Here is a 25,288-nt window from a genome sequence, read left to right on the forward strand (position 1 = left end):
ACATTTACACAACTACCGTCTTTCCGAGATCGGTTTAACCAAACTTACAAGGCGTTTTGCGAGGTTCCACAACCATGCAGAATGCATCAGCCCCACAGTTGCCGCCTCCTCCGGAACAGACCGACCAATCTGCCTCGCCTGCGCGCGGCGCGGAGGGATCGCCCCATGACGTGTCCGCTATCGAACTTTCGATGCTGCGTGAGATCGTCCGCATGCTGCCCTCCGCGGTCACGGTGCAGGATGAACAGGGCGAGTTCGTGCTCGTCAACGATGCTGCCGCAGCGCAATTCAACACGGCGCCGGACAGCTTTCTGGCGCATAGCGAGAGTTCGGATTTCCTGAAACAGGCGCTGTCGCATCGCCGTGCCACAGCGCTCAACCTGATCGAATCGGGCCGCACCGCGGTGTTCGAGGAGCGCGTCAATTCGGAACTCGACAAGCGCGTTTTCCTCACCACGCACCGGCCGGTGACGATCGGCGAGCGCACATTGCTGCTCTCCACCGCCAGCGATGTGAGCCGGCAGAAGCAGATCGAGGAAGAGCTGTTTCGCCGCGCCTATTACGATGAACTGACCGACCTGCCGACCCGGCGCGTGATCGAGAAACATGTCGGCGATCTCATTGCGGAGGACACCGCTTGCCCGGAAGGCGGCTATGGCCATTTCGCGCTGGCCTTCCTCGACATCGACAATTTCAAGCATATCAACGACTATTACGGCCATAGCACCGGCGACGGATTGCTGGTGCAATTCGCCAAGCGCATCGGCCTCGAATTGCGCCCGACAGACATGCTGTCGCGCATCTCCGGCGATGAATTCCTGCTGCTGCTCAATCCGATCCAAAGCCAGCAGGAAGTTGCCGACTATCTGGAGCGACTGGTGCAACGCCTGCGCGCCCCCTTCTTCATTGAGGACTCCGAGGTCTTCGCAACGGCATCGATCGGCGTCAGCCTCTATCCCGAGCACGGCCGGACCTACGACATCCTGCATCAGAATGCGGATATCGCCATGTATCAGGTGAAGAACGACACCAAGGGCGCCGCGGTGTTCTTCAATGCCGGCATGGAAAGCGAAGCGCTCGCCCGCATGGCCACCGAGCAGGCGCTTCGGCTTGCCATTCTCGACAAGCGTTTCTGCTGCGCGTTCCAGCCCAAGGTCGATATCCGCACCAAGGAGATCCAGGGCATCGAAGCGCTGGTACGCCTGCGCGACGACAAGGGCGTGATCCAGGCGCCCGGCGCCTTCATCAATCTGGCCGTCGAACTCGGCCTGATCGACGAACTCACGCATCTCGTTCTCGCGGAGATCATGAAATCGATCGACCTGATCGACGAAGCCTTCGGCCCCGGCGCCACCATCAGCATCAATGTCGCCGCCAAACAGGCCGGCAATGCCGAATTCATGCGCTCTTTCGCGCGCGCGCTGGAGGATACGGGCTGCCCGACCCGTTTCATGGTCGAAGTCACCGAAGACGCGTTCGTCGCCAAGACGCATTTTCAGGACGATATCCTGCCGATGTTGCGCACGATCGGTGTTGGCGTGTCCATCGATGATTTCGGCGTCGGCTATTCGTCGCTGTCGGCGCTGGCCGATATTACGGCCGACGAGATCAAGATCGATCGCTCCTTCATCACGGACATCCACAAACGGCCGCGCAGCCAGGGCATCCTGCGCGCCATCGAGTCACTCAGCGAGGCGCTGGGCATGAAGGTGATCGCCGAGGGCGTCGAGACTTTCGAGGAGTTGGCCTATCTGCAGGCCGCGACCAAGATCCGCTATGCCCAGGGCTACTACTTCTCCAAGCCGATCTTCCTGGAGGAGCTGCAACCCCAGCCGCAATCCAATAGCGACGTTCGTATGGCATTGGACACGCGACCTTCCGACAGCGCGCGGCCGGCCTATTCGCGGGCCGGTGGACGGGGCTACTGAGCTCCTTTCACGCATTGTCATCCCGTTCGCGCATCCCATCTGTTAAGGGATAGGTCAACGCCGCCTATCGCATCACCCGAGAGCTCCCATGCCCATCCTGCCGCTGTTTCTGAATATTCTCTGGATCGTATTTGGCGGATTGTGGATGGCTGCAGGCTGGGTGCTGGCTGCGGTGATCATGGCCATTACCATTGTCGGCCTGCCCTGGGCGCGCGCCGCCTTCAACATCGCAGCCTATACACTGCTGCCATTCGGCCAGCGTGCCGTGCGCCGCGAGGTCGTGACCGGGCGCGAGGATATCGGCACCGGCCTGCTCGGCTTTCTCGGCAATCTGATCTGGCTGGTGCTGGCCGGCTGGTGGCTAGCCATCGCCCACCTCGTCACTGCGCTCGGCCTTGCCATTACGATTGTCGGCATTCCCTTTGCGTGGGCGCATCTCAAGCTTGCCGGCATCGCACTTTGGCCGATCGGGCGCGCCATCGTACCGGCTTAACGCGCAATCTGTTGAATTGTGACGAATTTTCCCGCCGAGAGTGCATGCTGCATACGCTCGGTTAACTATTCCGCTCAATGGTGATCCGAGGTGGGCCTCGGGCGCCGGAGTGGATATGCGTAAACTTCCTTTCTTGATTGTTGCTGGTTCTGTTTCGGCTGTTGTCGCCGCAGGTGCAGGCGCGTGGCACTTTTTCGGCCCTGCCGATGTCACATCATCAGCCAAGAGCGACAAGGGCGAGCTGACCACCGCCTCGGTCGATACGCGCTGGCCGAAACCCGCATCGAAAGCCCCCGCCGAACCCGCTCCCAAGGTGCAGGCCGTTGCCGCCACTCCGAGCGCAGCACCGCTGCCCGCCCAGCCCGCGGTCGAGAAGCGTCCAGCCTATACCAAGCCGGCCTGCAACAATCCGAACGCCCTCGGCGTCTCGCGCACCGTGCAGCTCGACACCACCGGCGGCCCTGGCCTCGGCATGTCGCAATATCGCGATTACGACTTCCTGCAGCCTGGCGAAGTCGTGCTGACCTTCGACGACGGCCCGTGGCCGAATACGACGCCGGCCGTGCTCAACGCGCTGGCTGCCCAGTGCGTGCAGGCGATCTTCTTCCCGATCGGCAAGCACTCGACCTGGCACCCCGCCGTGTTGAAGCAGGTGATCGCCGCTGGCCACAGCGTCGGGACCCATACCTGGTCGCACCAGAATCTTGCGAACAAGAGCCCCCAGGAAGCCATCGACGAAATCGAGCGCGGGATCAGCGCGATCACGCTGATGGCTGGCCAGCCCCTGTCTCCATTCTTCCGCTTCCCGCAGCTGCGACAGACCGCGGAGCTGAAGGCGCATCTCGCTAAACGCAACATCGCAGCCTTTTCGATCGATATAGACTCCGAGGACTTCCGCGTCCACAACGCGCAGAAGCTCGTCGTCTCGATGATGGACAAGCTGAAAAAGAAGGGCAAAGGCATCCTGTTGATGCACGACCTGCACAAGTGGTCGGCCGCAGCGGTGCCGGACCTGCTCGCCCAGCTCAAGGCCGGCGGCTACAAGGTGGTCTTCATCCGCCCGAAGGAGATGCTGACCACGCTGCCCGAATATGACGCCGCGATCCAGGCCGAGCTGCAGCCGGTGAAAACCAGCAATGCCCGGCCGATTTCGAGCGTCATCCAGACCGTGGATTGAACGGCCGCTGATCTTGGTCAGACAAAAATGGCGCCCTACGGCGCCATTTTTCGTATCTATCGCCTGCCAGCGACACGCAAAGCGAGAACATGCTGCAGCGCCCACCGGAAGGGGATTTGCAGCCAGAATTTGACCCCTGGAAGCCCGGCCGGCCGTTGCCGCTGCGCATCCGATCGGCTACATCATGGCCAATCGCACCCGTAGCTCAGCTGGATAGAGCGTTGCCCTCCGAAGGCAAAGGTCACACGTTCGAATCGTGTCGGGTGCGCCAGCGATAACCGATTCAATCGACTGGTGTTTTTGCTAGGCGTTCTCGCCTCTGATCTCTCATAGAACCCAATCCGTCACAGCCCTTTCACAGCTGGACGTAAAACCATGCCTATGATCCACAAAAGAGGTGACACTTGGCAAGCTCAGGCTCCCCGCATGGGTTATCCCGCAAAGAGAGAAGGAACGTTCTATTGAACGCTCAGCGCTACCGACTGACATCAAAGAGTTGAAGCCGCTGACCATCGCTGACCTGTTGCGTCGGTACGAGCAGGAGGTCATGCCAAGGAAGCGAGGGGCGGTCTTTGAGCGATCCCGCATCCGTCAACTCATGGCCCACCGGATGTCACAGACGAGTCTGAAGAACGTATCCGGCGCAACAATCTCACAGTATCGAGACGATCGGCTAAAGCTTGTGAAGCCGCCCTCGGTGCGAGACCTGGTTGTTCTTCGCTATGTCTTCAAGGTCGCTCGGCGGAAGTGGGGTCTGCCTATCCAAGAGAACCATTTAGACGGATCAGACCGCATCAGGATGGACGGCCACGCGAGCGCCGCCTCACTGGAAAGGATGAGAGCCAATTGTTCAGAGCCTTACGGAGGAGGTTCTCATCAATCCGCGGCATCGTCTCACCTTCCAGATGAATCACAGTAGCCTCATCATGGTTCTAAAGTGTGGCGCCGTTGCGCACGCATCGTGCGGGCCATCACGATTACGGGACAATGTAAACAAACCCGATACAACCCGCCGCAATGAGCATCGTTGCCACTTGGTGACACATGTGTGGTTAATGTCTCGTAGTCGGATTGGAGACATAAATCGCAGATGCCCGCTTCATCGGCCACTCCTTCCCAAGCCATAAGCGCCAGCCTGTTCAAGACCTGGGGGGCGACTGTTATCCAGAAGATGCAACTACCATCTACCTGAAAAGTTGCCCGGCGATGCACCCGTCCCGTGCTTCGGGAACACATCGTGCTGGCGCGACGATCTAATCGTGATGCAAGGATCTCAATCACGCTCACGAGCGCCACGCGCCCAGAGTATTGCGATCCTCGAACGCATCTCAAAGAACTGCTTCAGATCAGCGACAACTGCCGATCCGCCAGACTATCAATGGCTTGCCAGCCCCCGTGCAATGCTGGCCATCGAAACGATCGCCAGCGCCAAGCAATAGCCCGGCCGCGCGGCACCCGGGCGCCCGCGCTCCACCAGAGGCGCGTTCGCAACGCGCTCAACGTCACGACTGATCGATGGGCCCCTCGTCGGGCAACTCGTGGGCGCTTTTTTCCTTGTTGCGAAGTCGCTCTTCCTGCACGCGAATATTATGCATGAGCGCCGTCAACCGCCGCCCGGTGATCGGCTGACCATCCCCTTGCGTCACACCTTGCGCTGCGAGACCCGCGGCGATTTCGGTCCATGTCGCACCATCTTCGCGATGCATGCGTTCCAATTCATGGCGATTCCTCCGAATAATTTCGGTCGCACCTGATTTAACTTTTCCGATTGGCGAATCCTGCCGCTCGGCTTTCAGCGATTTCACGTAATCGCGCAAACGTTCCAGATCGATACTCATGAGCCCGGCAATAAGGTTCGTTTATTAAGACGTCGCTTCTCTGTTCGATGAATAGATCCTGCCAACTCGTTATCGTGATTTGGCAGATTAGATTCAACGTTTTGAACCACGACGCGATTCGGTAGGTTTTCAAACGATGCCATCCGCGCTGGATGGCCTTTTAAAGATCGCAATCGATTTTGTTTTCCGAAAATTAGATTTGATTGAAAAGAACTACGTTGATCGTATCAGTCCAACTATTCGCACAGTTCTGACATTTCACCTCCGACGTCACGCGACTGGTGAAGACCACACATATACCACACAAAATTCACGCGTGACCTCACTATCTTGACGCATCTCCGCGAACGCCAGTCAGCACTCTGCGTGATCTGCACCAATTTTGAGCTGCGTCACGTTGCTTGCAGGCAGACGCTTTTCGCTTTCGTGTGGCCACCCTCAACTGCTCCACACAAGCTACGCTTGATACGTCAATGCTACCGCATCGCGATCTGTCGGTCGCGGGCAATGCAAGAAGCCATATAATGATGTCTCGAACGACATCCGATCTCCGGTCAAAGACCGTGGACAAAAACGAAGCAGCGAGTTCGTCAGCGCGCACCACGCCGGCGACTAGACCGCATGTTGCGGCAGCCGCAGCAATCGACGAACTTCTCGCGAATGAAGCTCGCGCGAGTCTTCGACGGACACGCGAAGCACTGCGCGAAGAACCACCCAAAGCGAGGATACGCATCAACGTGCCACCGGCGCGCATTGTCGCAAAACCTTTACAATCACCTGCCTGGAAAGCACCGTTCTTCTCGCTGGCCATGGTTGTGGGCATTTCCACGCTGATATCCGCGGGCGGACTCGCCTATCTGTTCCTGCGCCCACAGATGGCTCGTAACGTCTCTGAAACCGAACTCCGCAGTCTGCGCGACTCCGTCACTCAATTGCGTCGGCAAGTCGCAGACCTATCCTCGAGCACGGCAGCAATCCGCACAGCGAACGCACCAAAGCCGACTGTCGAACGTGTTGCAGTCCGCGATGTCGAGCGGGAACCACCGGCGCAACGCACGAGGACCACACGCGCTCCTGACGACGCTCTCACAAACGCATCACCCAACCACACACCCGAATTTACGGGGTCGCTGCAAACCGCCATCGCACAGACGAGCACCGCACGCGGCACGATCGAAGGTTGGTACATTCGTCGCGTCTATGAAGGAGTGGCAGTGCTTGAAGGAAAATCCGGAGTTATCGAGGTGTCGCCAGGACAGGACGTTCCGACACTCGGTCGGATTCAGGAAATCAAGAATGACGATGGCCACTGGCAAGTCATAACGAGCAAGGGAATCGTCTTCGGCCGATGAGCCAGACGCCGTTATTTACAAGAAAAACGCAACGCACAGGCAGGACGCTAGCGATGCATGGAACGAAAAATAAGCATGATGCCGACGCTTACGGCATCTATTCAGCCGCGACCGTCCGCACGGTAAGCGCCCGCAGCATGGCCTCTGCGATACATGCAACAGCAGCCATGCATCATAACATCTGCGCATTGCGCGACATTTCGTGAGCAACGAATGATCGGCGCGACATCATGTCCGTTTCTCTCCACTGCAAATCACGCATGGACGAGCGCTCATCAGCATGATGCTTTTGAGTGTGACGCTGACGTCAACTATCCACCGTCGATTTCTGGGAATGCGTTGCTACGCTTCACGCCACTTCGTGCATCCGAAATGAATTATCCACTTATTCATTCAAGCAAAGGGCAAGATCGGCATTGACGACTCTTTGCAAATCTTCGCGGGTCAATTACTTGATGATGAGGTACCATCTTGACGTATTGAGTGAAGTGAGTCCTGCACGGTTCGGATCGGAAGATCGCTACACATGCCAAGCCGTTCGCTTGGCGACAACGATCGCTCGCCCGACCTTTGTATATGCTGACGAGGCCGGAGCATGAGACGTTATCTCATGCCCTTCAAATGAGAGGGAGCTCTCAGACCGATCGAGCTAACAATCGAGAGCAGGCAGCCGACCGCATCATTTGCTCCTAACCCGGTAAAAGCGACCCGGACTTCGGAGCATTGTCGGCCCGCCTTTCGACAGAGTTTCCTCGATCTCCAAGTAGCTGTTGTGTTGCGTCTTCAAGACAAAAATGGGGCGAGTACGCCTAATTCGACCCCATGACGACATTCAGGCGAACACGCAGGGGATTAAAATGTTTGTTGTGATTGATGACCGAGAGGGCGTCACGCAAGGCTACGCGGCCGGGTTTGACCGCGAAGGCGTCGTTTCTATTGGCTTTACATCCACCGACTTCCGCGATTGGCTCGAAGGCGCTGTTGGCAATGATCTGACTGCCATCCGCGCTTTCCTGCTCGGCGACTGCCCGGATCGCACGAGCATCCCGTCGAGCATTCGCAATCGATCGCGCGCGCCGATCATTGCGCTGAACAGTCTGAAGCATCTCAAGCAGACCATCGAGCTATTCGAAGCCGGCGTGGACGACGTCGTCCATGCACCAGTTCACGTCAAGGAGATCATGGCGCGCACGGCGGTGATCCGCCGCCGCAGCATTGATCAGAATGAGCCGGCCCAGACCAGCATCATCCGCGTGTTCCTCGACGGACGCGATCCGGAAATCGCTGGACGGACGCTGGCTCTCCCGCGCCGCGAATTGCGCATTCTCGAACACCTGGTCGGCCATCAAGGCAAGTGGCTGACCAAGACCCAGCTCTTCAACGCGGTCTATGGTCTGTTCGATGCGAGCTTTGATGAGAACGTGATCGAGAGCCATGTGAGCAAACTGCGCAAGAAACTGCGCGATCACCTCGGTTTCGATCCGATCGAATCGAAGCGCTACATGGGCTATCGGCTCGACGACATGAAGTCTCGCTCCATCGGCGAGATGCCGGTCTCAAGAGCCAACTGAGGCTCAAGCCTCCCGCGCAAGAGGACGCCGACCACCGGCGTTGGCGTCCACCGCCGCCTCTCCAACTCCCGCTGATGGTTGGGAGACATTTGCGCGAAGAGAAGTACCACACAAATACCACGCTATATCACATCAGACCACTCGATCATCCATTGGATGCCATGCGGCACGCTGTCGATCGTCAGCGGCGCAGTTGGTCCTTCGATACATAATTGAAATCCTGCACCAGAACTTCCTGAAGCGCATCGACCTGCAGCCGTTTATTGACCTGCATGCGCACAGCCCGCGCGAATTGCGCCAGGTCGTAGCGAGCGAGATTCTTGAAATCGAGCTTCTGATCGCTGTAGAGCGTGCGGAAGGCTTCATCGACGACGAACGGCTCTGGTGGAACGGGCAGTTGGCGCAACACTTTCGCATCGGCCGTGAAAACGAGCTGGGCAATCACATATCCCTGCACATTGCCCTCGGCGATCATCGGCACATTGATCACCTTCACTTTTTCATAGACGAGCCCTTCAGGCTGTTCCTGCTTCGCCGGCAACGCTGCCGCACTTTCCTTCCAGTAGGAAATGCCAAGGCTCGTTCCGACGGTCACCAGACAGGCCCAGACACCCGTCACCAGCAGCTTCATCATGAGTGGATACCCGGCAAGGCGCGCGAATAGGTGCCGTCGGATTCGACGTCCTGTATCGACTTCGCGATGATGGCCGATACTTCGCGTACGGCATCGAGATGGATCTGCAACGCGGCTTGATTGCGGATCAGACTGGCTCGCAGATGCGTCAGTTGCGGCGTCACGCGCGGATCGACCTTGACGTCAGAGATCAGCCGGATTGCGCGCGTAAGTTCGAGCAGACCGCGATTCTTGCGCTGGCTGAACGTGTCGAAGTCGACAACGGCGCGCGATTCGAGTTTCGAGGTTTCCTCGTCGATCGTCGCCTTGAGGCGCTCGATCGCGATGAGTGCGTTGTTTTGCGTGCCGATCCAATCGGCCGGCGCGCCTGCTTCTTCGACCGGCGGCGCGTCTACTGCCGCTTGCATTTCGGAATCCGGAGGCGCGAGTGTCTGCCCTGTGAGAGCCAGTGCCGCATCCTGCTGATGAATCTGTTCCATGTCTTGACCTGCTGTCATGGCCATCATCGGCCGTTATGCTTCAGTGCCCGGTGTTGCGACCGCGCGTGATTTCGCCAGCTGCTGGGCAATGCCAATGCCCTTGCCTTTCGCCATCTCATTGCCGATCTGTTCGGCCATCATCGAACGCCAGATATTGCCGGCACTCCCTTTGCCGAACACTTGCTCCGCATCCTTGGGAAGCATCGATTCGACGAACATCTGCAGGACAAAAGCTTCAAACTTCCGATAGACGCCGTGACTGCCGTCATTCTGACGAATGACAGGCGTCGTCGGGACCGGTTCGCCCGCGGGAATCGCCGACGCTTGCGCATGGCCGGCCGTAAATTCACCCTTCAGTGTCGATGCGAATTCGGCTTGCTGTGCTGGCGTCATGCGTTCAAGCCGATGCATCGCACTGCGCTGGGCGACCGGATCGGCCGCATTGATGACATCCGTAATCAGATCGTTTGCGACTGCGGCGACCGTCATCTCGTGCTCCAATCAAATCTGGTTAGATCATGTAGTCCGCAACGAACGACGAACCGCCTTGTCGATCTCGTCGTCGAGCAGGCGCTTTTCGTCGTCCTTCGCCATATGGGTCGCAGCGTCGTGAACAAGGCGCTCCACATGCTTCATTTTGCGTCCCTCGGTCCGGGCATGCTCGGCCAGCCGATCCTTCATTTTCGCGACTGCACCTTGCTCGACGCTTGCGGCACGCAGGCTACGGCCCGCCGTATGAACCAGTAAATCCGGAAGTTTGCTCTCGTCGTTGAACGCTTCGAGGATGCGCCGCTGCTTGTCCTCGAGCTCGGTTTCGCGGGCCTGGCATTCCATCAGGTGCCACTCGGCAATGCGATGGAGCCGCGCCTGGACGGCGGCGATGCGGCGGATCTTGCGGTCTCGCTTCTGCATCATGTCTCAGCCCGCCAGCCAGGCTGCAAATGCGATACTGAATTGCAGGATCAATTCGCGGCATGTGAGATAAAGCAGCATCAGACCGCCCATCAGAACGAATGGCAGCGAGATGAAGTAAACGGGGATGCTCGGCGTCAGCTTGTTGGCGAGGCCGACCGCGAAATTGACGATCACGGCATACACGACGAACGGGCTCGCGACCCGCAGCGCGAGCGTGAACGCCTGGGACAGATGATCGACCAGCTGCGCAAGCCCGCCCTCCGCGCTGATCCCTGTGGCAGGCAACCAGATCTGGTACGACCCGATCAAGCCTCGCAACAGCTCCCAATGCTGCCCGGTGACGAAGAAGATCACCGTTGCCGTCAGCGTAATCAACGGCACGAGCGCGGGAACATGTTCGTTGTCATCAGAGACACTCGGCATGGTCAGGCCGATGCCTGATGCCATGAATGTCGCCATGGTTTCGAGTGCGGCAAAAAACATGCGCGCGGTGAGGCCGATCACCAGGCCGACAAAGAGCTCCGAGAAAATCAACCGGATCAGATCCGACGCCGCAGCACCTTCAACCGCAGGACGAACCGATGGTTCGAGCAGCGGGGTCAGCATCAGTGTCACGCTGACGGCAAGGAACAGGCGCACCTGGGTGGGGATATTGACGCGCGAATAGCCCGGCGCCACCATCATGCAGGTGCCGACACGGCAGAAGATCAGAAAGGTCGCCAGAATCGAGACGGAGATGCCGGGGATCAAGACACGGCCCCGAGCGATTTGACCTCTGCGCCGCGCGCGATCTCCACATGCGAGAGCACCGGCAGTGTCGGGAACATGCGTTCGGTGATCATCCGCACATAGGGGCGAACGTCAGGCGGCGCGACGAGAACAGCAGTATCGCCATTGCTCGCAGCCTTGCGCACCGCGACCGAGACGTCGTCCGCGAATTGCTCGACAAGTCGCGGATCCGCGTCGAACTCCACAATCTCCCCCTTGCCGTCGCGCTTGAGGCTCTGATGAAAGGCGAGATCCCAGCGATTGCCGAGACGCAACACCTTGAGTACGCCATTGTCGGCAAAGTCGCCGCAGATCTGCTGCGCGATCCGCATGCGAACATGTTCGGCGATCTGCTCCGAGCGCCGCACATGCGGAGCGATCTCGGCGATAGCCTCAAGGATCAGATGCAGGTTACGGATCGAGACACGCTCGGCGAGCAGGATCTTGAACACGGCCTGCAGGCCGGAATACGAGATCTGCGACGGCACCATGTCCTCGACCAGCCGCTTGTATTCGGGGTCAAGACGATCGATCAGCGCGCGTGTGTCCTTGTAGGTCAGCAGCTGAGCCAGGTTGCTGCGGACGACCTCGCTGAGATGTGTCAGCACGATCGAGATATTGTCGGCAATCTTGAAGCCATCCTGCTTGATCTCGTCCACGAAAGCCTGGGGCACCCACATCGCTTTCATGCCGAACGCCGGTTCGATCGTCTCGTCGCCCGGCACGTCAGGCCGGCGATCGCCGTCGAACAGAACCAGTGATTCGCCGATGCGCAGTTCGTGATGCGCCACGATCGTCCCGTAGATCTTGATCCGATACGACTTCGCCCCGATCGATAGATCGTCGGTAAGTTTGATTTCAGGGACAACGAAGCCGTATTGCGACGCGAAACGCCGGCGAACCTTGGCGACGCGATGCGCCAGTTCGCCATGCGCATTGAGCATCTGGATGGCCAGCTGGCTGCCGACGCAGAGTTCGACGTCGGACGTCTTGAGCAGTTCCTTGACCGAATCCTTGGCTTCGATCTGCGCCTTTTCCTGAATCTGGGCACGCTTCGCCTGCTCCAGCTTCTCACGCGCCGCCTGTTGGCGCGGCAGCGAGAAGCTCAGGAACCCCATGATGGTGCCAAGCAACGCAAATGGCAGGAATGGCAATCCCGGCAGAAGACCGAGCGCAAACATCATCAGCGCCGCAACCGATTGTGCACGCGGATAGCTGCCGAGCTGCTTCAACACGGTCTGCTCAGCCGATCCGCGCGTTCCGCCCTTCGAGACGAGCAAGCCGGCAGACAGCGAGACGATCAGCGCGGGAATCTGCGAGACAAGACCGTCGCCGACCGAAAGCTTGACGAACACGTCGGCGGCGCGCGACAGCGGCATGCCGTGATGCGTGACACCGATGATGATGCCGCCGAAAATGTTGATTGCCGTGATGATGAGACCCGCAATGGCATCGCCTCGGACGAATTTCGATGCACCGTCCATGGCGCCAAAGAACGAACTCTCTTCTTCCAGCTCACGCCGGCGCGCCTGCGCTTCCTTGTCGTCGATCAAGCCTGCGGAGAGGTCGGCATCGATCGCCATCTGCTTGCCGGGAATGGCGTCGAGCGTGAATCGCGCGCCGACTTCGGCGATACGGGTCGCGCCCTTGGTGATCACGACGAAATTGACCGTCACCAGGATCGCGAAGATGATCAGGCCGATGACGAAGTCGCCACCCATCACGAATTTGGCAAAGCCCGCCACCACATAGCCCGCCGCATGCTCGCCCTCGCCGCCATGCGAGAGAATGACGCGCGTGGTAGCGACATTCAGCGCGAGGCGCAGGATCGTGGCGATCAGAAGGACCGTGGGAAAGGCCGAGAAATCCAGCGGCCGTTGGATCCATAGCGACACCATCAGGATCAAGGCTGATAATGCGATGGAAAAAGAAAGCCCGACATCGATCAGGAAGGTCGGGACCGGCAGGACCAGCATCACCAGGATGGCGACAATGCCGAAAGCAAAGGCCACATCCGTACCGATTCGCCGTTCGCTCGGGAGGGCGGAGATCGTTACATCGGCCATGACGCTTCCTGCGCAAATATCATTGCTGCATTTTGCAGCGCCGACCTTGCGCGGGGATGGTGGGGAGCAACGTGGCTAGAAGCCCCGTTCGATCCGGCCGTAAAGCACCTCGGTGAACGCGTAGATATGCGCGCCCATGAAGGTACCGCTCACGGCGCAGACGATCAGCATCACCACGATCTTCGGGATGAAGGTGAGCGTCATCTCCTGCACCTGGGTCAGCGCCTGCAGCAGCGCAATGATGATGCCGACCAACATCGCCGCGCCCACAGCCGGCCCGGCAGCGACGATGATGGTCCAGATCGCCTGCTGGGCGATATCGAGGGCGTCGCGCTCGTTCATGGCTCAGCTGATCGTAATGCCGGCGCCGAGGGCAACCTTCACGCCATTTTCGAGTGTCGCAACCGCGCCACCCGAAATGATGGTCACTTCCTTGATCTTGCTGCTGGTGGTCTGACCGCTCTCATCGGTGAACGATGCCGTGCGACCGATCAGGCCCTCCGCCTGCTGGATGGCGCTGGATGACAGAAGGCTGTCGAGCTTGGCATTCGTCTGCACGGCCTGCTCGACCGTCGAAAGCTGCGCCAACTGGCTCATATATTCGGTCGAGTCGGTCGGGTTCGTCGGATCCTGATTGCGCATCTGGGCAATCAGGAGCTGCAGAAATCCGTTGTAATCGATCATCCCCGCCGATTTGGACGACGACGTTGCAGTCGTGTTCGTCGTGGAACTGTTTGTATTGACGCCGTTGACTTCCATATCCGCTTCTCCGTTCTCAGGCGACTGCCACTGGGAGCAACATCTCTGCGCTGGTCAAAATCGACTGCTCGATCTCGAACAATGACCGGATTTTACGCAATGCCTCGTAGTAGCGCTTGGCTTCGACCAGCGTTTCGACGCTATCCAGGCCGCTCAGCAGCTCGGCATTGTCGGCCGCCGCATAGAGCGCGCAGCGCTGATGCCCGAAAACGGATTTCGCCTGTTCGAGATCGCCCGGGCTCATCAGCATCAACTGCACGACGAAATAGAGCTGACGCATCGGTGTCGTTGCGTCCTCGACCTGCATGACCTGACTTTCGAGCAAGAATGTCACGTCGTTGATCAATTCCAGCGTAACCTTGCGATCGACACGCAGCACTGCGCCATTGACATAGATCTTCTCGCCAGAACGCAGCGAGATGCACATGGGCTTCTTCATCCGAGCGAATCCCGGATCGCGACATTCACAGCGACGAGATCGGCGACATCGCTCAGCTTCCCTTCGCGATTGCGCTCTGCCTCCTTGACGACCCAGAGACCGATCGAGATCAACTGGGCGCGCAACTGCTCGGGCAGGCCATTGCGGGGATTCGACAGATCCTGAACGAAGAACGACCACAGATCGCGGATATAGAGAAACGCATCGGTCTGTTCAGGCAGCGAGAGTTGGCCGGCTTGCATTTTCTCCAGCAAGACGATGCCGTGATTGAGCGCCCTCCGCTCGCGCGAGCGAGCCTCGAATCCGCTATCCTCGATTTCCGCGTCGTAACTTGCCAATGTCATATCGAACGACAACCCGCTGCTGGTGGAACCATAATACTAATCAAAGATAGTTCAGGATGCTGAGCCGCTGGATCTGCGCGGTCAGCGCATGAGACATTTCCAACTGGTTTCGAAGACTGGTGACCCGGACCGACGCCTCTTCCGGATCGACATTCTCCATCGCGTTGACCTGCTTGATCACAATATCGCTCTGCACCTTCAGCCGGCTCGTGGCGTTGGTGGTCTGCTCCTGCGAGGTACCGAGCCGCGCGCCGACGCTGGCGAGATCCGCGACAGCGCCGGCCACGAGCAGCAAGGCTCTGTCCGTGATCGTCTGGAACGTGGTCTGATTCATCTGCTCGACACCGAGGCCGGACAGCATCGTGTAGGCCATCGCCAGCTTGCGAAACGCGACATCATTGGCGCTGGCGGATGAGTCGATCGTCTGGGTCGTGGAAATACGGCTGCGCATGACCTGATCCGAGGCGACCGACCAGTTGGTCCCCCAGGCGGGATCGGCAAATTCGGCCGCGAATGCGTTGTCGAGAAACGTTTCCATATCCGCAGGCAGGATGCTTTCGGCCCCCGCCGCGCCCGGCGCAAATCCGAACTCTGCGGTGAACGCCGCATCGATCGCCGTCTTGGTCGCCGACCCATTCTCATACGGCGTCATTGGCTCTTGCGACGAATTGATGCCGCCGAACAGGAACTGGCCATCCATCGAGACATTCAAGGTCGCCAGCAACGACTCCAGGTTCGACGTGGCAGACTGAGCGATGATGCCGCCGCCATTCGCCGAATTTCGCGCGGCAAGCAGATCCTTCTGAAAATTCTGCGCGATCTCGATTGTCTGCGACAAGCGTTCCTGAGCGACTTCCAGCCGCGCACCAACCAGCACATTGGTATCGACAAGCTTGTCGATCTCCTGCAGTTCGGCGCGCAGCGTTACATTTCGTCCAGTCAGCGCGCCAAGTTCCTTGCCCACATCGTCGAGCCGGCCGGTGGTCGCTTCCTTGACACCCTTCGCGATGGCGACCTGGCTTTTGGACGCCGAAATGCGCAACGTTGTCGCGATGGAATTCGACGAGATGAATGTCGCAGCCATTTCGTTTACCTCACCGCCTGGAGAAGATTTTGCAGCATCTGGTCAATCGTCGCGATCAGCTTTGACGTTGCGGAATATGTGCGCTCGACCTGCAGCATGAATGACATCTCGTCGTCCATATTGACGCCGTTGACGTTCGACAGTGCATCGGCGCTGCGTTCCAGCAGCGTCTGATTGTAGCTCGCTTCGGCGGCCACGGTCTTGCGCTCGGCTTCAAGCCAGCTCACGGATGAGCCTGCGAAATCGATCAGGGTGCCGCTGGGCTTGCCAAGGGCATTCGGATCGAACGGGCGAACGGCGCCCATCTCATCCACGAGCCCCTGGATACGCGCGAAGAAACCTGCTTCACCGCCGGCATTGTAGACATAGTCGGCGCCATTGAGTCCGCCATCGCGGATCAGCGTCGGATCGCCTCCCAAAGCCTGATCGACGAGATCCGTGACCCGAATGGTGCCAGCAAGGCCGGGATTGATAGTTCCCGCCACCGGCATGGCCGGGCCGCCGCCATAGGTGAAGAGACCCGTGCGATCCGGCCCGCCGCCACCCGTCTGATCCCGCTCGGCGAATATCTCGATCACACCGCGCGCAATTTCGTCGAGCTGGTTCTGATAGGTGACCATCTTGTCGTCGCGCAGCGTGGCAAGGCCCGCCAGTTTGCCCGAGCTGATCGGCATCACCGAATTTGGCCCGGTGACCGCAACGCCGTCGATTACGACCGCGTTGCCCGTGATGGCGGCCGTGTAGGAATTCGTCGGCTCGAACGCGACCGTTCGCGCCGTTCGCTCGAACAGGGTCACGCCGGAATCGGTATAGATGACCATGTCGTTGTTGCTACGCGTGGCGAACGTAACACCGACTTCCTGCGACAGTTTCGAAAGAATGCTGTCACGGGTGTCGAGATAGTCGGTGACATCAGCACCGGCAGTCGTTCCCTTCACGATCGCTGTGTTGACCTGCTCGAATTGCGCCAGCAACTCGTTGATGGTCCTGACCGATGTGGCCATCTCCGCATCTGCATCGGCTCGCGCCTTCTGCACGGTTGTCGTTGAATCGTTGAGCGCAACGGCGACGTCCTTCGCCGCCTGAACGGCTGACTGCGCAAATGTCACATTGTCCGGCGCCGATGTGTATTGCTGCAGGGCGCTCTTCAATTTAGCGAGTTGCGCAGCAGCGGATTGATCGAGTTCAGGATCATCGATCGTGACCGCTGCGACTTTTTGCAGACCGTTGTAAAGCGCGTCCTGTTGGGCTGTGTTGGCGACAGCCTTGACCACATTGTTGAACAGCCCAGCGCTGGCAGCGCGCTGGATGCCGTTGACATAGACGCCACTTCCCGGCTGCGACACGATCATCGCATTCTTGCGCGAATAGCCGTCCTGCTGCGTTCCCGCGACGTTTCGCGAGATAACAGAGGACTGGACACCCGCGGCCATGAGCGAGGAGCGGGCCGAGCTGAGCGCGATCGTGAGTGACATCGTGGACCTCCGTCAGGATTGACGAGCGACGGTTAGCGCTTCAGGTTGACGAGAACGTCGAGCAGGTCGGCGCCGGTCTGGAACACCTTGGAATTCGCGGTGTAGCCGCGCTGCGATTCGATCATCGATGTCAGTTCGTTGGCGAGATCGACATTCGATGCTTCAAGCGCTTCAGGCTTGATGGTGCCGAGGCCGCTGCGGCCGGCAAAATCCACCTGGATGTTGCCGGAATTGATGCTGACCGAATAGACGTTGCCAGCTTCCGGCGAAAGATTGTCCGGGCTCGGCACAGTGGCGAGCGGAATTTTGTAGGTCGCAAGCCGCGTTCCGTCATCGAAGATCGAATACATCGTGCCATCGGATGCGACTTCCACGCGATCGAGACCACTTGGCGCATTGCCATTGGTGGTCGCCTTGAACTGGAATTCATCGGCCACCTGAGTGAGATTCGCCATATCGAACGTCACTGCAGAGCCGCCCGGAATGGTGAACGTCATCGAGTTGGCGCTGGCAGCATCGAGCCTGCCCTTACCCGTTGCGCTGACGTCGAAAGTGAAGGTTTCCGTCGATAGCGGCGCGCCGGCATAAGGGAAGCCACCACCAGCTGCAGCGTCAGCACTGTTGTAGATTTCCACGTCCCAGGTATTGGCGGCCGTCTTGAACATGTACATGTCCAGCTTCACGGCGTTGCCGATATTGTCGTAGGTAATGAGCGATGTTTTGGACGTGAAGTTTGGCGCGCCAGCGGTGATGGCCGCATTGGCGTCCAGATTGGCGCCGTCAAGCTTGGCCTGAGTGGTCGGATTACCGACCAGCGTTTGCTGCGCGATGTTGACGACCTCCAGATTACCGAGGCCGTTGGCCACGACATCCGGTACCGCTCCATTCTGGACATTATAGCCCATCAGATAGTAGCCGGACGTATTGTAGAGGTTTCCTTGCCCATCCGGAACAAACGAACCCGCGCGAGTCAGAAACGGCGTACCGCCTGCATCGCTGACGATGAAGAAACCATTGCCCTGGATCGCGAGATCAGTCGCCGACGTCGTGTAATTCATCGTTCCGGGATCGGAGATCGCGTAGCGAACCTGCGTCTCGACACTGCCCGAATTGTAGTTGCCGCTACCGCTGCGCAGGATGAGCGACGAGAATTCCGTCGAGGCGCGCTTGTAGCCGGTCGTATTCACATTCGCGATGTTATCAGCGACCGTCGCGAGTTTGTTCGATTGCGCGTTCATGCCGGAGCCACCCGTGCGCATAACACCATACAGACTCATCGATCATCCTCCGTTTGACGTGGGGGTATTAGAGTGGAGATTGCTTGTGCGGGGCTGGCGGTTATCCACAGCCTGCGGCGCCGCTATTCGGTCCGCACAAAAGCTGCGTGCATTGCTCGTCCATGATCCAAAGCCACTCGCAACGAGACTGCCGATTACGCTACAAATATAGCGTTTTTGACCGATGACGTTGTTCGGCCCCGCATTGTAGCGGGCGACAGCCATCGTCCAGTTGCCTTCGCGGTTGCGCAGTTCCTTGAGAAAGCGCGCGGCGTAGTCGACGTTGCGAGCTGGATCCAGCATCGCTTCGAGACTGGAAAATTTATCGCCGTGATAGTGATGGTTGATCTGCATGCAACCGAGATCCACCAGCTTGGCGCCCTTGCGCTTCTCGTTGATGAAGCGTGCGACGGCATCGCGCGTGTCGGTGGCGAGAACGGTTCGTCCATCGACATTAAGAGCATATGGATTGAGCCTCCCCTTCCGCCCGGTCTCGCTGAGACCGATCGCGTAGAGGACACCGAGCGGCACGCTGTGCCGGCTCGCGGCGCGCGCCATTTCGCGTTCGCATGGGCCTTCCGCTCGCGCGGCTTCCGAAATGCTAGAGGTAAACAGTGCTGCTGCGAATGTTGCGACCAGCTTGATCCTGGCTGCGTTCGGAAGCCGACGCGTGAGATTGGTCATGATCCTGCCTGTTCTGTCGCGCACCGCTTTGGCTGTCACCGGATGACCGCCCCGAGGATCCACCATCCGTCTGCGAGCCATTGGACGACTGCATCGAGCCACGCTGATCGGACGATGTCTGTTGTTGCTGCGACTGCGATTGGCCGTTGTTCATGCTGCCGTCGGGCGTGCGCGTATGATCGATGGCGGCGATATCGAAGCTGTATCCGGCAGATTGCATCGCATCGGTCAGGGCACCACGCTCCTGGCGCAGAAGCTGCGTGGTCTCGAGGCGATCGGCAGTCAGGTGAACCTCGACGGAATCGCCGGCGAGCCGCATCTTGATCGTCACCGACCCGAGATTTGGTGGGTCGAGCTCCAATGTCATCATGCGCACCGGGCGGCTTTCCGCCGCTTTCGCAGCGTCATGCGACGGTGTTTCGGCGGCCTGCGCACCTTCGGGCGCCGCCACGGCCGGAAGATCGCTCGCCATGCGATCAACGATCTTCTGCAGTGTCGTCACCTGCTGCACGGGCTCGAAATGCGTCTCCTGCTCGCGAACGACAGCTTTCGCGATCGGCGTCGGCTTCGTATCGGCAGCTTCAACAGTGACGGTGAACCGTTTCGATCCTGGCTGATCAATCTCTGGGCTATCGATATCCGTCGCACTGACGATGTCTTTTGGATCTGGCAACTGATCGCTGCTCGTGACATCGATCTGCGGCGCAAGAGTCTTCGCCGCTGACTTTTCACCCTGCGCGCCATTCTGCTGGGCCTGATCGAGTCTGGACATCACCGCGCCGATGGCCGCAGTCGGGTCGCGCCAATCCTGGGCCGTCGGTGATGCCTGCTTGCCCTCGTCAGCGGTCTTGGCGCCGTCTTCGTCCTTCTCCACGCTCTCGCTCGTCGCCGGCTTAGGTTTGGCGTTGCCGGTGAGTTCAGCCAGAATAGCCGCCGCTTCCAACACGGGCGTGGCGACTGTCGTTACATGGCTGGCATTTTTGTCGATTTTGGTGACCGCAACCGACGGCTCATTGGCGACCTGTCGCATCTGCTCGCGAAAATGCTCGGCTTTCTCTTTCCCGTCCTTGGCATGCAGCGCATTGGCCAAGCCGCCCTTCCCGCCCGTCTTTGCAGATGCGAGCTGGCGAAACGCTGCGGTCAGCATATCGGCCTGCTTCATCGTGTCGTCTCCTTCAGTTGTTCTTGCGACTGATCGAGCAGCTTCTGTGCCTGATCGACCACGGCGAGCGATTTGGTGAAATCGATCCGCGGCCGCATCACCGTCATTGGACCGGTGTCACTAACGGTTTTTGCAGCCTCCGGCAGCGCCTTGCGGACATTGAGACCAATCGCGAGCGCAGCCGCCTGGATCTCCACATCGCGCTCGGAGAGCTTGCTCTTGTCGATCTTTTCAAGCTCTGCAATTGCCCGGCTGTGATCGGGCGTCACGACGCGAGCAGCAGCATGATAGAGATGGGCACGAAGGCGCTCCGGGCTGCCTTCTTCCGACAACAGGGCAACATGCTTGGCTGCGAGCAAGGCCATCTCCGGCTTGCCCCGGATCAGCGCGGTGCGCGCGATCAGCAGATACAGCCCACGCTGGGCGGTTGGATCGAGATGATCAAGCACCGCAACCAGGCGCGGAAACCGATCTGGCCGCTGCGCGAAACTGAATCGGGCGACCGAGAGCGCAAAACGCTGGCGGAAATTTCCTGCATAAATCGAATAGCGGTAGCGGCGGAAATAGCGGACGGCGAGTGCCTCGAACTTATCGAAATCGTCGTCCTGGCCGACGATAAAGATCTCTCGCCGCAACGCCGCTTCTTCCACCAGCGTGCCGGGCATCATCAGCCGCACGTCGTCGAGCAATGCGATTGCGGCTTTCGGATCGTCCTGCGCGACCAATGCCGACTGCACCAGCGCAAGCTCCGCCCCGAGCGTGGCCGGCATGTTGCGCGGCTTGATCTGGCCAAGCTTGGCTTTCGCCTCATCAGTCCGGCCATCCACATAAGCAAGGGCGCCATCGACGATGGCTTCATCGATATTCAGCACATTGCGGGACCGAAGCGAGGCGATCACTTGCGGCGTCCCGCCGCTCAATAGATATGTCACCGCTGCGCGTGAATTGCGCGGCTCCTTCCAGAGCGCGGCATCGGCTTTCAGGAAGCTTTCGCCGATGCGCTTGAGAAGCGCAGGCTGCGCATTATGCGCCTCAAGATCGCCGCGCGCGATCTGGTCCTGCAACATCTGCAGTGACCTTACCATCTGATACGGCTCGCGGACCGCCTCAGCAGCCGGCTGCGCATGGGCGCTGCCAATGCACATCGTCAACGCCACCGCGATGGTCCGGCATGAGGTCATAGCGTCGGTGCACGGATCAGAATTTCGATCCGTCGATTCTGCGCTGCCAGGGGATCACTCTGGTTCTTGAGGCGACGATCGGCATAGCCCTCGATCCGCTCCACGCGCGCCGCATCGAGGCCACCACGGACCAGCATGTGATAGGCCATATGGGCACGCGCGGTGGACAGGCGCCAGTTGTCGTATTCAGCAGTCCGAAACACACGCGCATCGGTGTGCCCGCGTAGGACGACCTGGCCGCGATTCTGGGCGATCATCGGCGTGATCTTGTCCAGCGTGCGAACGAGGCCAGCCGTCGGCTCGGCCGAACCGTTGGCGAACATGCCGTAATTCGCATCATCGGTCAGGTTGATGAGCAGCCCTTCAGGCGTTTCGCGCACTTCAGCAACAGGATGAGCTGCGCCGAGCGTAGCGAGCACAGCGGAGATGGCCGATTGAAGTTTCGCTGCATCGGCCTGTGTGGTCTTGGCACTCTGCGCTTGAGGCTTGTCGGGCATCGCGGCGGGCTTGTCTGCCGTCGCGGCCTGCTTTTGCTCAATCGTCGCATTCGGCTTCGCTGCATCATCGGAGAACAGACCAACCGGCTTCGGTATAGCCGGCTTGTCTGTTTTCGGCGGCGTCTCGCTGGTGCCGGACATCTCCGGTACCGGCGTTCCCGTTGCATCCGGCTTGGGATCGGCCGGACGCTGCTCCTGCCCTTCGGTGATGGCGGCGATATCCTCGCCGTAAGGCAGGCTGCCCGCCTCCTTACGCCCCGAGGGCTTCTTTTCGAGCGCGGAAATCGATGCCATCGGCCAGTTGATCGGATCGAAGGGATCGCGATAGGCCTCTCCGCCCTTCAGGCCTTCCTTGCGCGCCGGATCGAGCGCGCCGCTGGCCTGTCCGGCACGCGGCGGACCTCCGGCGATCTCCGTCAATACGGCATAGGGATCGCGAAACAACACGGCATCGCCATAGCGGGGCTGCGGCTGCTGCGGCTGCGTGACCTCGGTCGTCGGCTCACCCGGCTCCGGCAATGGCGACTTGCTGCTGCCCTCCGTGGCCTTGCCGGGATCGACGCGACGCGCATCGTTGATGCCTTTGCGATCCGGCGTCGAGTCGGTCAGCTTGATCGGATTGAAGTAGGTCGCGACGCTCTCGCGTGCCTCCTGGCTGGTGACATTGATCAGCCACATCACCAGGAAGAACGCCATCATCGCCGTCATGAAGTCGGCATAGGCGATCTTCCAGACGCTGTTCTTCGTCTCGGCCGCATCGAGCGAGCTGCGGCGACGAATGATCAGGATTTCTGTTGGTTGCTGATCGGCCATTTTAACTCTGGAGTGCCAGCTTCAATCGATCGGCCCAGGCTTTCAGCTGGGTTTCGAGCACCACCTGATCGATGGTGATCGACGCCTCGACCTCAGGGCCCGGACGCAATTCGATGGCGATGGCGCGGACGCCAAGCTTGGTGCGGATCAGGTCGAGGAGTTCGGACGGACCGGTCAGACGCAGCACCGGGCGGCGCACGTCCGTCGTGATCGACGACAAATGCTCGACGAAGCTGCTCACCGCCTGTTTTTGCGCGGCATTGAGGATGATCGGTTCGAGAATCCGCGCCGCAACACCGGCAATCCTGCTCTGCAGCTCGTCACCGGCCTCTGTCACGTGAGCGACCAGCTTCGCCGCAGTCTCGTTGAGCAGCTGCAGACGCTCCTCGGCTGCCTGCTCTGCAAGCGCCAGTCGCTGCTGATCCAGTTGCTGCTCGAACTCGGCCTTCGCGCGCGCATAACCATCCGCCTCGCCGCGCTCGTAACCATCGTCTTCGGGGACGACTGCCTGGAGTGGCTGTTGCTGTGGCTGCGACGGACGCGGCTGTTTCTCCACCAGCGGCTGATACTGCGGGCGCCCGCCGGAATGGTGCAACTGATCGAACGGAACCACGCGGCTGCGCGGCTTTCCGGTCTCAGGCCGATCGAAGTCCGCGATCAGTCGGGCAACTTTCTCTGCGCTCATGCCGCCTCCTCCTGCCTAATCCATTGTTTGAGAATTGCTGCAGCCTGTTTCTCGTCGAGCTGGATAATCTGCTCCAGCCGTTTCTGCGGGGCGTTCTGAATACCGAGTGTCACATCCTGAACGAGATTGGGCGCAGGCTCGTTCGATAGCGCAGCGGCCATCGAGCCCGCCGCTCCGCCACCACTGAGCAACGCATTTGCCTCGGCCTGGAATTGCGCCGCCTCATCCGTCTTGGCGCTGGCCAGGATCGTGTTGATCGCCGGACGCAGACCGAACCAGATCAGCATGCCAGCCACCGCGAGAATCGTGATCGCGCTGACAAGGCTGCCCGCCTGGCGCATCATCACTTCCGTGAACGTGATGGACGGTACCGGCGCCATGTCACGCGCGCCTTCCATGAATTCGACGGCAGACACCTGGATCTGATCGCCGCGTGGCTTGTCGATGCCCGCAGCGGTCGCCGCGATCTGAGCGATCTCGGCAACCTTGGCCTCGATCGTCGCATCGCTCGCCTTGTCACCGAGGCTGGCGACCAGGCGCGGGCGATTGACCAGCACCGCCAGGAACATCTTGTTCACCACATAGCCATCGCTGACCGTGGTCACCGTCTTCGATGACACTTCGTAATTGGTGATATCTTCGCGACGCTGCTTCTCATCACTGGAGTTCTTGGCCCCATTCGCATTCACCTGCTGATCAGGCAGGTTCTGCTGGACCGTCGTCGGCTGCTGTCGATCGAGGCTCTGCGACGACTCCTTCTCACGCACTGCGCGGACCGACCGCTGCACACGCGAATCCGGATCGTAGACCGTTTCGTTCGTCTGTCTCTTGTCGGTCGATAGCTGGGTCGCGATGCTGACCTCGAAATTATCGAGACCGAGATAGGGCGTGAGCGCCCGGCTGACATTCTCCTGGATCGAGCGACTGACGATGCGCTGAAGGTTTGCCATGGTGGTCGGTGTCGCACCGAGCCCACCACCATCATCGTCGGACAGCAGCGAGCCATTGCTATCGAGCACGGTGACCTTGTCCGCCGTCATGCCGGGGACAGCGGCCGCCACGAGGTGTCTGACCGACCGCGCCGTGCGGGCATCGGCAGGACCATCCGTTCTCAGCACGACCGAAGCCGACGGCGGCAATTGTTCGCGCCGAAACGATCCCCGCGCGGGGATCACGATATGAACGCGCGCGGCCTTGACGTCTTTGAGGACCTGGATCGTTCGCGCGATCTCGCCTTCCAGCGCGCGCACGCGCGTCACTTCCTGCATGAAGGAGGTCAGTCCGAGCGAACCGATCTTGTCGAACAGCTCATAGCCACCGCTGGTATTGTTCGGCAGTCCCTTGTCCGCCAGCAATGTGCGGGCCTGGGCTGTTTGTGCGGGCCGAACATAGATGGTGTCGCCAGCGGCGTTGATGTCGAACGCGATATTGCCATCGCGCAATGCGGAGCTGACGCGCGTGACGTCTTCCCGGCTGAGGCCGGCATAGAGCGTATTGTATTCGGGGCGACTGAGATAATAGGCGCCGCCGCCGACTCCGGCAAAAACGGCAACGCCGATCACCGCCAGCAGAATAAGACGTTTGGTGCCGAGCTCCAGGAGATTGTTCCAGAGCTTCTGCGCGTGCTGGCGATTGACCATCGAATCCTCTGCCGTACTTTCGACGCG

25 protein-coding genes and 1 tRNA gene are annotated in these 25,288 nt (G+C 59.7%); 6 read left to right on the forward strand and 20 right to left on the reverse strand.

The genetic code is table 11. The features are described from left to right. The first annotated feature begins 191 nt into the window (after positions 1 to 191). From AC1RQ5_RS00280 to AC1RQ5_RS00295, 4 genes are all read left to right on the forward strand, one after another. Positions 192 to 1,928: a putative bifunctional diguanylate cyclase/phosphodiesterase gene (locus tag AC1RQ5_RS00280; protein ID WP_493203241.1), complete on the forward strand. Its 1,737-nt coding sequence runs from the start codon at positions 192 to 194 to the stop codon at positions 1,926 to 1,928. Between the two features lie 88 nt (positions 1,929 to 2,016). Next, entirely contained in the window at positions 2,017 to 2,421 is a 405-nt protein-coding gene (locus AC1RQ5_RS00285) for a YccF domain-containing protein (RefSeq protein ID WP_398478133.1), read from the forward strand. A 115-nt stretch (positions 2,422 to 2,536) separates the two neighbouring features. Further along, positions 2,537 to 3,598 carry a polysaccharide deacetylase family protein gene (locus AC1RQ5_RS00290; RefSeq protein WP_493196650.1) on the forward strand — a complete coding sequence of 354 codons (1,062 nt, stop codon included), beginning with the start codon at positions 2,537 to 2,539 and terminating at the stop codon, positions 3,596 to 3,598. Positions 3,599 to 3,792: 194 nt separating this feature from the next. Next, a tRNA-Arg gene (locus AC1RQ5_RS00295) sits at positions 3,793 to 3,869 on the forward strand. A gap of 1,231 nt (positions 3,870 to 5,100) precedes the next feature. Here AC1RQ5_RS00295 and AC1RQ5_RS00300 read toward each other — a convergent pair. Further along, positions 5,101 to 5,436, reverse strand: coding sequence for a hypothetical protein (locus tag AC1RQ5_RS00300; protein WP_493196651.1), 336 nt, complete (start codon positions 5,434 to 5,436; stop codon positions 5,101 to 5,103). A 563-nt stretch (positions 5,437 to 5,999) separates the two neighbouring features. Here AC1RQ5_RS00300 and AC1RQ5_RS00305 point away from each other — a divergent pair. Beyond that, on the forward strand, positions 6,000 to 6,788 hold the full coding sequence (locus AC1RQ5_RS00305) for a hypothetical protein (protein ID WP_493196652.1): 789 nt from the start codon (positions 6,000 to 6,002) through the stop codon (positions 6,786 to 6,788). An 857-nt stretch (positions 6,789 to 7,645) separates the two neighbouring features. Further along, positions 7,646 to 8,359, forward strand: coding sequence for a response regulator transcription factor (locus AC1RQ5_RS00310; protein ID WP_493196653.1), 714 nt, complete (start codon positions 7,646 to 7,648; stop codon positions 8,357 to 8,359). A gap of 181 nt (positions 8,360 to 8,540) precedes the next feature. Here the strand turns inward: AC1RQ5_RS00310 and AC1RQ5_RS00315 are convergent, their stop codons facing one another. The 19 genes from AC1RQ5_RS00315 to fliF all read right to left on the reverse strand — a co-directional run bounded on the left by AC1RQ5_RS00315 (position 8,541) and on the right by fliF (position 25,261). Beyond that, positions 8,541 to 8,993 carry a hypothetical protein gene (locus AC1RQ5_RS00315; protein ID WP_493196654.1) on the reverse strand — a complete coding sequence of 151 codons (453 nt, stop codon included), beginning with the start codon at positions 8,991 to 8,993 and terminating at the stop codon, positions 8,541 to 8,543. Next, complete coding sequence (locus tag AC1RQ5_RS00320; protein WP_493196655.1) at positions 8,990 to 9,472, reverse strand: hypothetical protein; 483 nt, start codon at positions 9,470 to 9,472, stop codon at positions 8,990 to 8,992. The genes AC1RQ5_RS00315 and AC1RQ5_RS00320 overlap by 4 nt, the downstream gene beginning before the upstream one ends. Positions 9,473 to 9,505: 33 nt before the next feature. Then, positions 9,506 to 9,961 (reverse strand): rod-binding protein, encoded by a 456-nt coding sequence (locus AC1RQ5_RS00325; RefSeq protein WP_493196656.1) that lies wholly within the window; start codon positions 9,959 to 9,961, stop codon positions 9,506 to 9,508. A 27-nt stretch (positions 9,962 to 9,988) separates the two neighbouring features. After that, on the reverse strand, positions 9,989 to 10,387 hold the full coding sequence (locus AC1RQ5_RS00330; protein WP_493196657.1) for a hypothetical protein: 399 nt from the start codon (positions 10,385 to 10,387) through the stop codon (positions 9,989 to 9,991). Between the two features lie 3 nt (positions 10,388 to 10,390). Continuing rightward, a complete protein-coding gene (gene fliR, locus AC1RQ5_RS00335) occupies positions 10,391 to 11,137 on the reverse strand; it encodes a flagellar biosynthesis protein FliR (protein WP_493196658.1) in 747 nt (248 codons plus the stop codon). Next, positions 11,134 to 13,221: a flagellar biosynthesis protein FlhA gene (gene flhA / locus AC1RQ5_RS00340; RefSeq protein WP_493196659.1), complete on the reverse strand. Its 2,088-nt coding sequence runs from the start codon at positions 13,219 to 13,221 to the stop codon at positions 11,134 to 11,136. The genes fliR and flhA overlap by 4 nt, the downstream gene beginning before the upstream one ends. A gap of 75 nt (positions 13,222 to 13,296) precedes the next feature. Further along, positions 13,297 to 13,563: a flagellar biosynthesis protein FliQ gene (fliQ, locus tag AC1RQ5_RS00345; protein WP_398476198.1), complete on the reverse strand. Its 267-nt coding sequence runs from the start codon at positions 13,561 to 13,563 to the stop codon at positions 13,297 to 13,299. Between the two features lie 3 nt (positions 13,564 to 13,566). Beyond that, complete coding sequence (gene flgD, locus AC1RQ5_RS00350) at positions 13,567 to 13,980, reverse strand: flagellar hook assembly protein FlgD (RefSeq protein ID WP_398476200.1); 414 nt, start codon at positions 13,978 to 13,980, stop codon at positions 13,567 to 13,569. 16 nt (positions 13,981 to 13,996) lie between these two features. Continuing rightward, on the reverse strand, positions 13,997 to 14,407 hold the full coding sequence (gene flbT / locus AC1RQ5_RS00355) for a flagellar biosynthesis repressor FlbT (RefSeq protein ID WP_398476355.1): 411 nt from the start codon (positions 14,405 to 14,407) through the stop codon (positions 13,997 to 13,999). Between the two features lie 8 nt (positions 14,408 to 14,415). Continuing rightward, positions 14,416 to 14,763 (reverse strand): flagellar biosynthesis regulator FlaF, encoded by a 348-nt coding sequence (flaF, locus tag AC1RQ5_RS00360; protein WP_493196660.1) that lies wholly within the window; start codon positions 14,761 to 14,763, stop codon positions 14,416 to 14,418. Between the two features lie 40 nt (positions 14,764 to 14,803). Next, positions 14,804 to 15,847 carry a flagellar hook-associated family protein gene (locus AC1RQ5_RS00365; RefSeq protein ID WP_493196661.1) on the reverse strand — a complete coding sequence of 348 codons (1,044 nt, stop codon included), beginning with the start codon at positions 15,845 to 15,847 and terminating at the stop codon, positions 14,804 to 14,806. A gap of 5 nt (positions 15,848 to 15,852) precedes the next feature. Next, a complete protein-coding gene (gene flgK / locus AC1RQ5_RS00370) occupies positions 15,853 to 17,322 on the reverse strand; it encodes a flagellar hook-associated protein FlgK (RefSeq protein WP_493196662.1) in 1,470 nt (489 codons plus the stop codon). A 32-nt stretch (positions 17,323 to 17,354) separates the two neighbouring features. Further along, a complete protein-coding gene (locus tag AC1RQ5_RS00375) occupies positions 17,355 to 18,599 on the reverse strand; it encodes a flagellar hook protein FlgE (protein ID WP_493196664.1) in 1,245 nt (414 codons plus the stop codon). Between the two features lie 3 nt (positions 18,600 to 18,602). Then, a complete protein-coding gene (locus AC1RQ5_RS00380) occupies positions 18,603 to 19,283 on the reverse strand; it encodes a transglycosylase SLT domain-containing protein (protein ID WP_493196665.1) in 681 nt (226 codons plus the stop codon). After that, positions 19,201 to 20,445 carry a flagellar hook-length control protein FliK gene (fliK, locus tag AC1RQ5_RS00385; RefSeq protein ID WP_493196666.1) on the reverse strand — a complete coding sequence of 415 codons (1,245 nt, stop codon included), beginning with the start codon at positions 20,443 to 20,445 and terminating at the stop codon, positions 19,201 to 19,203. The genes AC1RQ5_RS00380 and fliK overlap by 83 nt, the downstream gene beginning before the upstream one ends. After that, the gene (locus AC1RQ5_RS00390) at positions 20,442 to 21,626 is read right to left on the reverse strand and encodes a chemotaxis protein (RefSeq protein WP_398476214.1); all 1,185 of its coding nucleotides are present in this window, start codon (positions 21,624 to 21,626) and stop codon (positions 20,442 to 20,444) included. The genes fliK and AC1RQ5_RS00390 overlap by 4 nt, the downstream gene beginning before the upstream one ends. Continuing rightward, complete coding sequence (locus tag AC1RQ5_RS00395) at positions 21,623 to 22,936, reverse strand: MotB family protein (protein ID WP_493196667.1); 1,314 nt, start codon at positions 22,934 to 22,936, stop codon at positions 21,623 to 21,625. Before AC1RQ5_RS00395 ends, AC1RQ5_RS00390 begins: the two co-directional genes overlap by 4 nt. A gap of 1 nt (position 22,937) precedes the next feature. Continuing rightward, the gene (locus tag AC1RQ5_RS00400) at positions 22,938 to 23,621 is read right to left on the reverse strand and encodes a hypothetical protein (protein WP_493196669.1); all 684 of its coding nucleotides are present in this window, start codon (positions 23,619 to 23,621) and stop codon (positions 22,938 to 22,940) included. Beyond that, entirely contained in the window at positions 23,618 to 25,261 is a 1,644-nt protein-coding gene (fliF, locus tag AC1RQ5_RS00405; RefSeq protein WP_493196670.1) for a flagellar basal-body MS-ring/collar protein FliF, read from the reverse strand. Before fliF ends, AC1RQ5_RS00400 begins: the two co-directional genes overlap by 4 nt. Positions 25,262 to 25,288 lie beyond the last annotated feature (27 nt).

Source organism: Tardiphaga sp. GW821-FHT12E02, from assembly GCF_058807155.1.

Excerpts from the sequence above, each read along its gene's own strand:
- AC1RQ5_RS00280 (WP_493203241.1), top strand. The coding sequence starts at position 192 with ATGCTGCGTGAGATCGTCCGCATGCTGCCCTCCGCGGTCACGGTGCAG.
- AC1RQ5_RS00285 (WP_398478133.1), top strand. The coding sequence starts at position 2,017 with ATGCCCATCCTGCCGCTGTTTCTGAATATTCTCTGGATCGTATTTGGC.
- AC1RQ5_RS00290 (WP_493196650.1), top strand. The coding sequence starts at position 2,537 with ATGCGTAAACTTCCTTTCTTGATTGTTGCTGGTTCTGTTTCGGCTGTT.
- AC1RQ5_RS00300 (WP_493196651.1), bottom strand. The coding sequence starts at position 5,436 with ATGAGTATCGATCTGGAACGTTTGCGCGATTACGTGAAATCGCTGAAA.
- AC1RQ5_RS00310 (WP_493196653.1), top strand. The coding sequence starts at position 7,646 with ATGTTTGTTGTGATTGATGACCGAGAGGGCGTCACGCAAGGCTACGCG.
- AC1RQ5_RS00315 (WP_493196654.1), bottom strand. The coding sequence starts at position 8,993 with ATGATGAAGCTGCTGGTGACGGGTGTCTGGGCCTGTCTGGTGACCGTC.
- AC1RQ5_RS00320 (WP_493196655.1), bottom strand. The coding sequence starts at position 9,472 with ATGGAACAGATTCATCAGCAGGATGCGGCACTGGCTCTCACAGGGCAG.
- AC1RQ5_RS00325 (WP_493196656.1), bottom strand. The coding sequence starts at position 9,961 with ATGACGGTCGCCGCAGTCGCAAACGATCTGATTACGGATGTCATCAAT.
- AC1RQ5_RS00330 (WP_493196657.1), bottom strand. The coding sequence starts at position 10,387 with ATGATGCAGAAGCGAGACCGCAAGATCCGCCGCATCGCCGCCGTCCAG.
- flhA (WP_493196659.1), bottom strand. The coding sequence starts at position 13,221 with ATGGCCGATGTAACGATCTCCGCCCTCCCGAGCGAACGGCGAATCGGT.
- fliQ (WP_398476198.1), bottom strand. The coding sequence starts at position 13,563 with ATGAACGAGCGCGACGCCCTCGATATCGCCCAGCAGGCGATCTGGACC.
- flgD (WP_398476200.1), bottom strand. The coding sequence starts at position 13,980 with ATGGAAGTCAACGGCGTCAATACAAACAGTTCCACGACGAACACGACT.
- flbT (WP_398476355.1), bottom strand. The coding sequence starts at position 14,407 with ATGTGCATCTCGCTGCGTTCTGGCGAGAAGATCTATGTCAATGGCGCA.
- flaF (WP_493196660.1), bottom strand. The coding sequence starts at position 14,763 with ATGACATTGGCAAGTTACGACGCGGAAATCGAGGATAGCGGATTCGAG.
- AC1RQ5_RS00365 (WP_493196661.1), bottom strand. The coding sequence starts at position 15,847 with ATGGCTGCGACATTCATCTCGTCGAATTCCATCGCGACAACGTTGCGC.
- flgK (WP_493196662.1), bottom strand. The coding sequence starts at position 17,322 with ATGTCACTCACGATCGCGCTCAGCTCGGCCCGCTCCTCGCTCATGGCC.
- AC1RQ5_RS00375 (WP_493196664.1), bottom strand. The coding sequence starts at position 18,599 with ATGAGTCTGTATGGTGTTATGCGCACGGGTGGCTCCGGCATGAACGCG.
- AC1RQ5_RS00380 (WP_493196665.1), bottom strand. The coding sequence starts at position 19,283 with ATGACCAATCTCACGCGTCGGCTTCCGAACGCAGCCAGGATCAAGCTG.
- fliK (WP_493196666.1), bottom strand. The coding sequence starts at position 20,445 with ATGAAGCAGGCCGATATGCTGACCGCAGCGTTTCGCCAGCTCGCATCT.
- AC1RQ5_RS00390 (WP_398476214.1), bottom strand. The coding sequence starts at position 21,626 with ATGACCTCATGCCGGACCATCGCGGTGGCGTTGACGATGTGCATTGGC.
- AC1RQ5_RS00395 (WP_493196667.1), bottom strand. The coding sequence starts at position 22,936 with ATGGCCGATCAGCAACCAACAGAAATCCTGATCATTCGTCGCCGCAGC.
- AC1RQ5_RS00400 (WP_493196669.1), bottom strand. The coding sequence starts at position 23,621 with ATGAGCGCAGAGAAAGTTGCCCGACTGATCGCGGACTTCGATCGGCCT.
- fliF (WP_493196670.1), bottom strand. The coding sequence starts at position 25,261 with ATGGTCAATCGCCAGCACGCGCAGAAGCTCTGGAACAATCTCCTGGAG.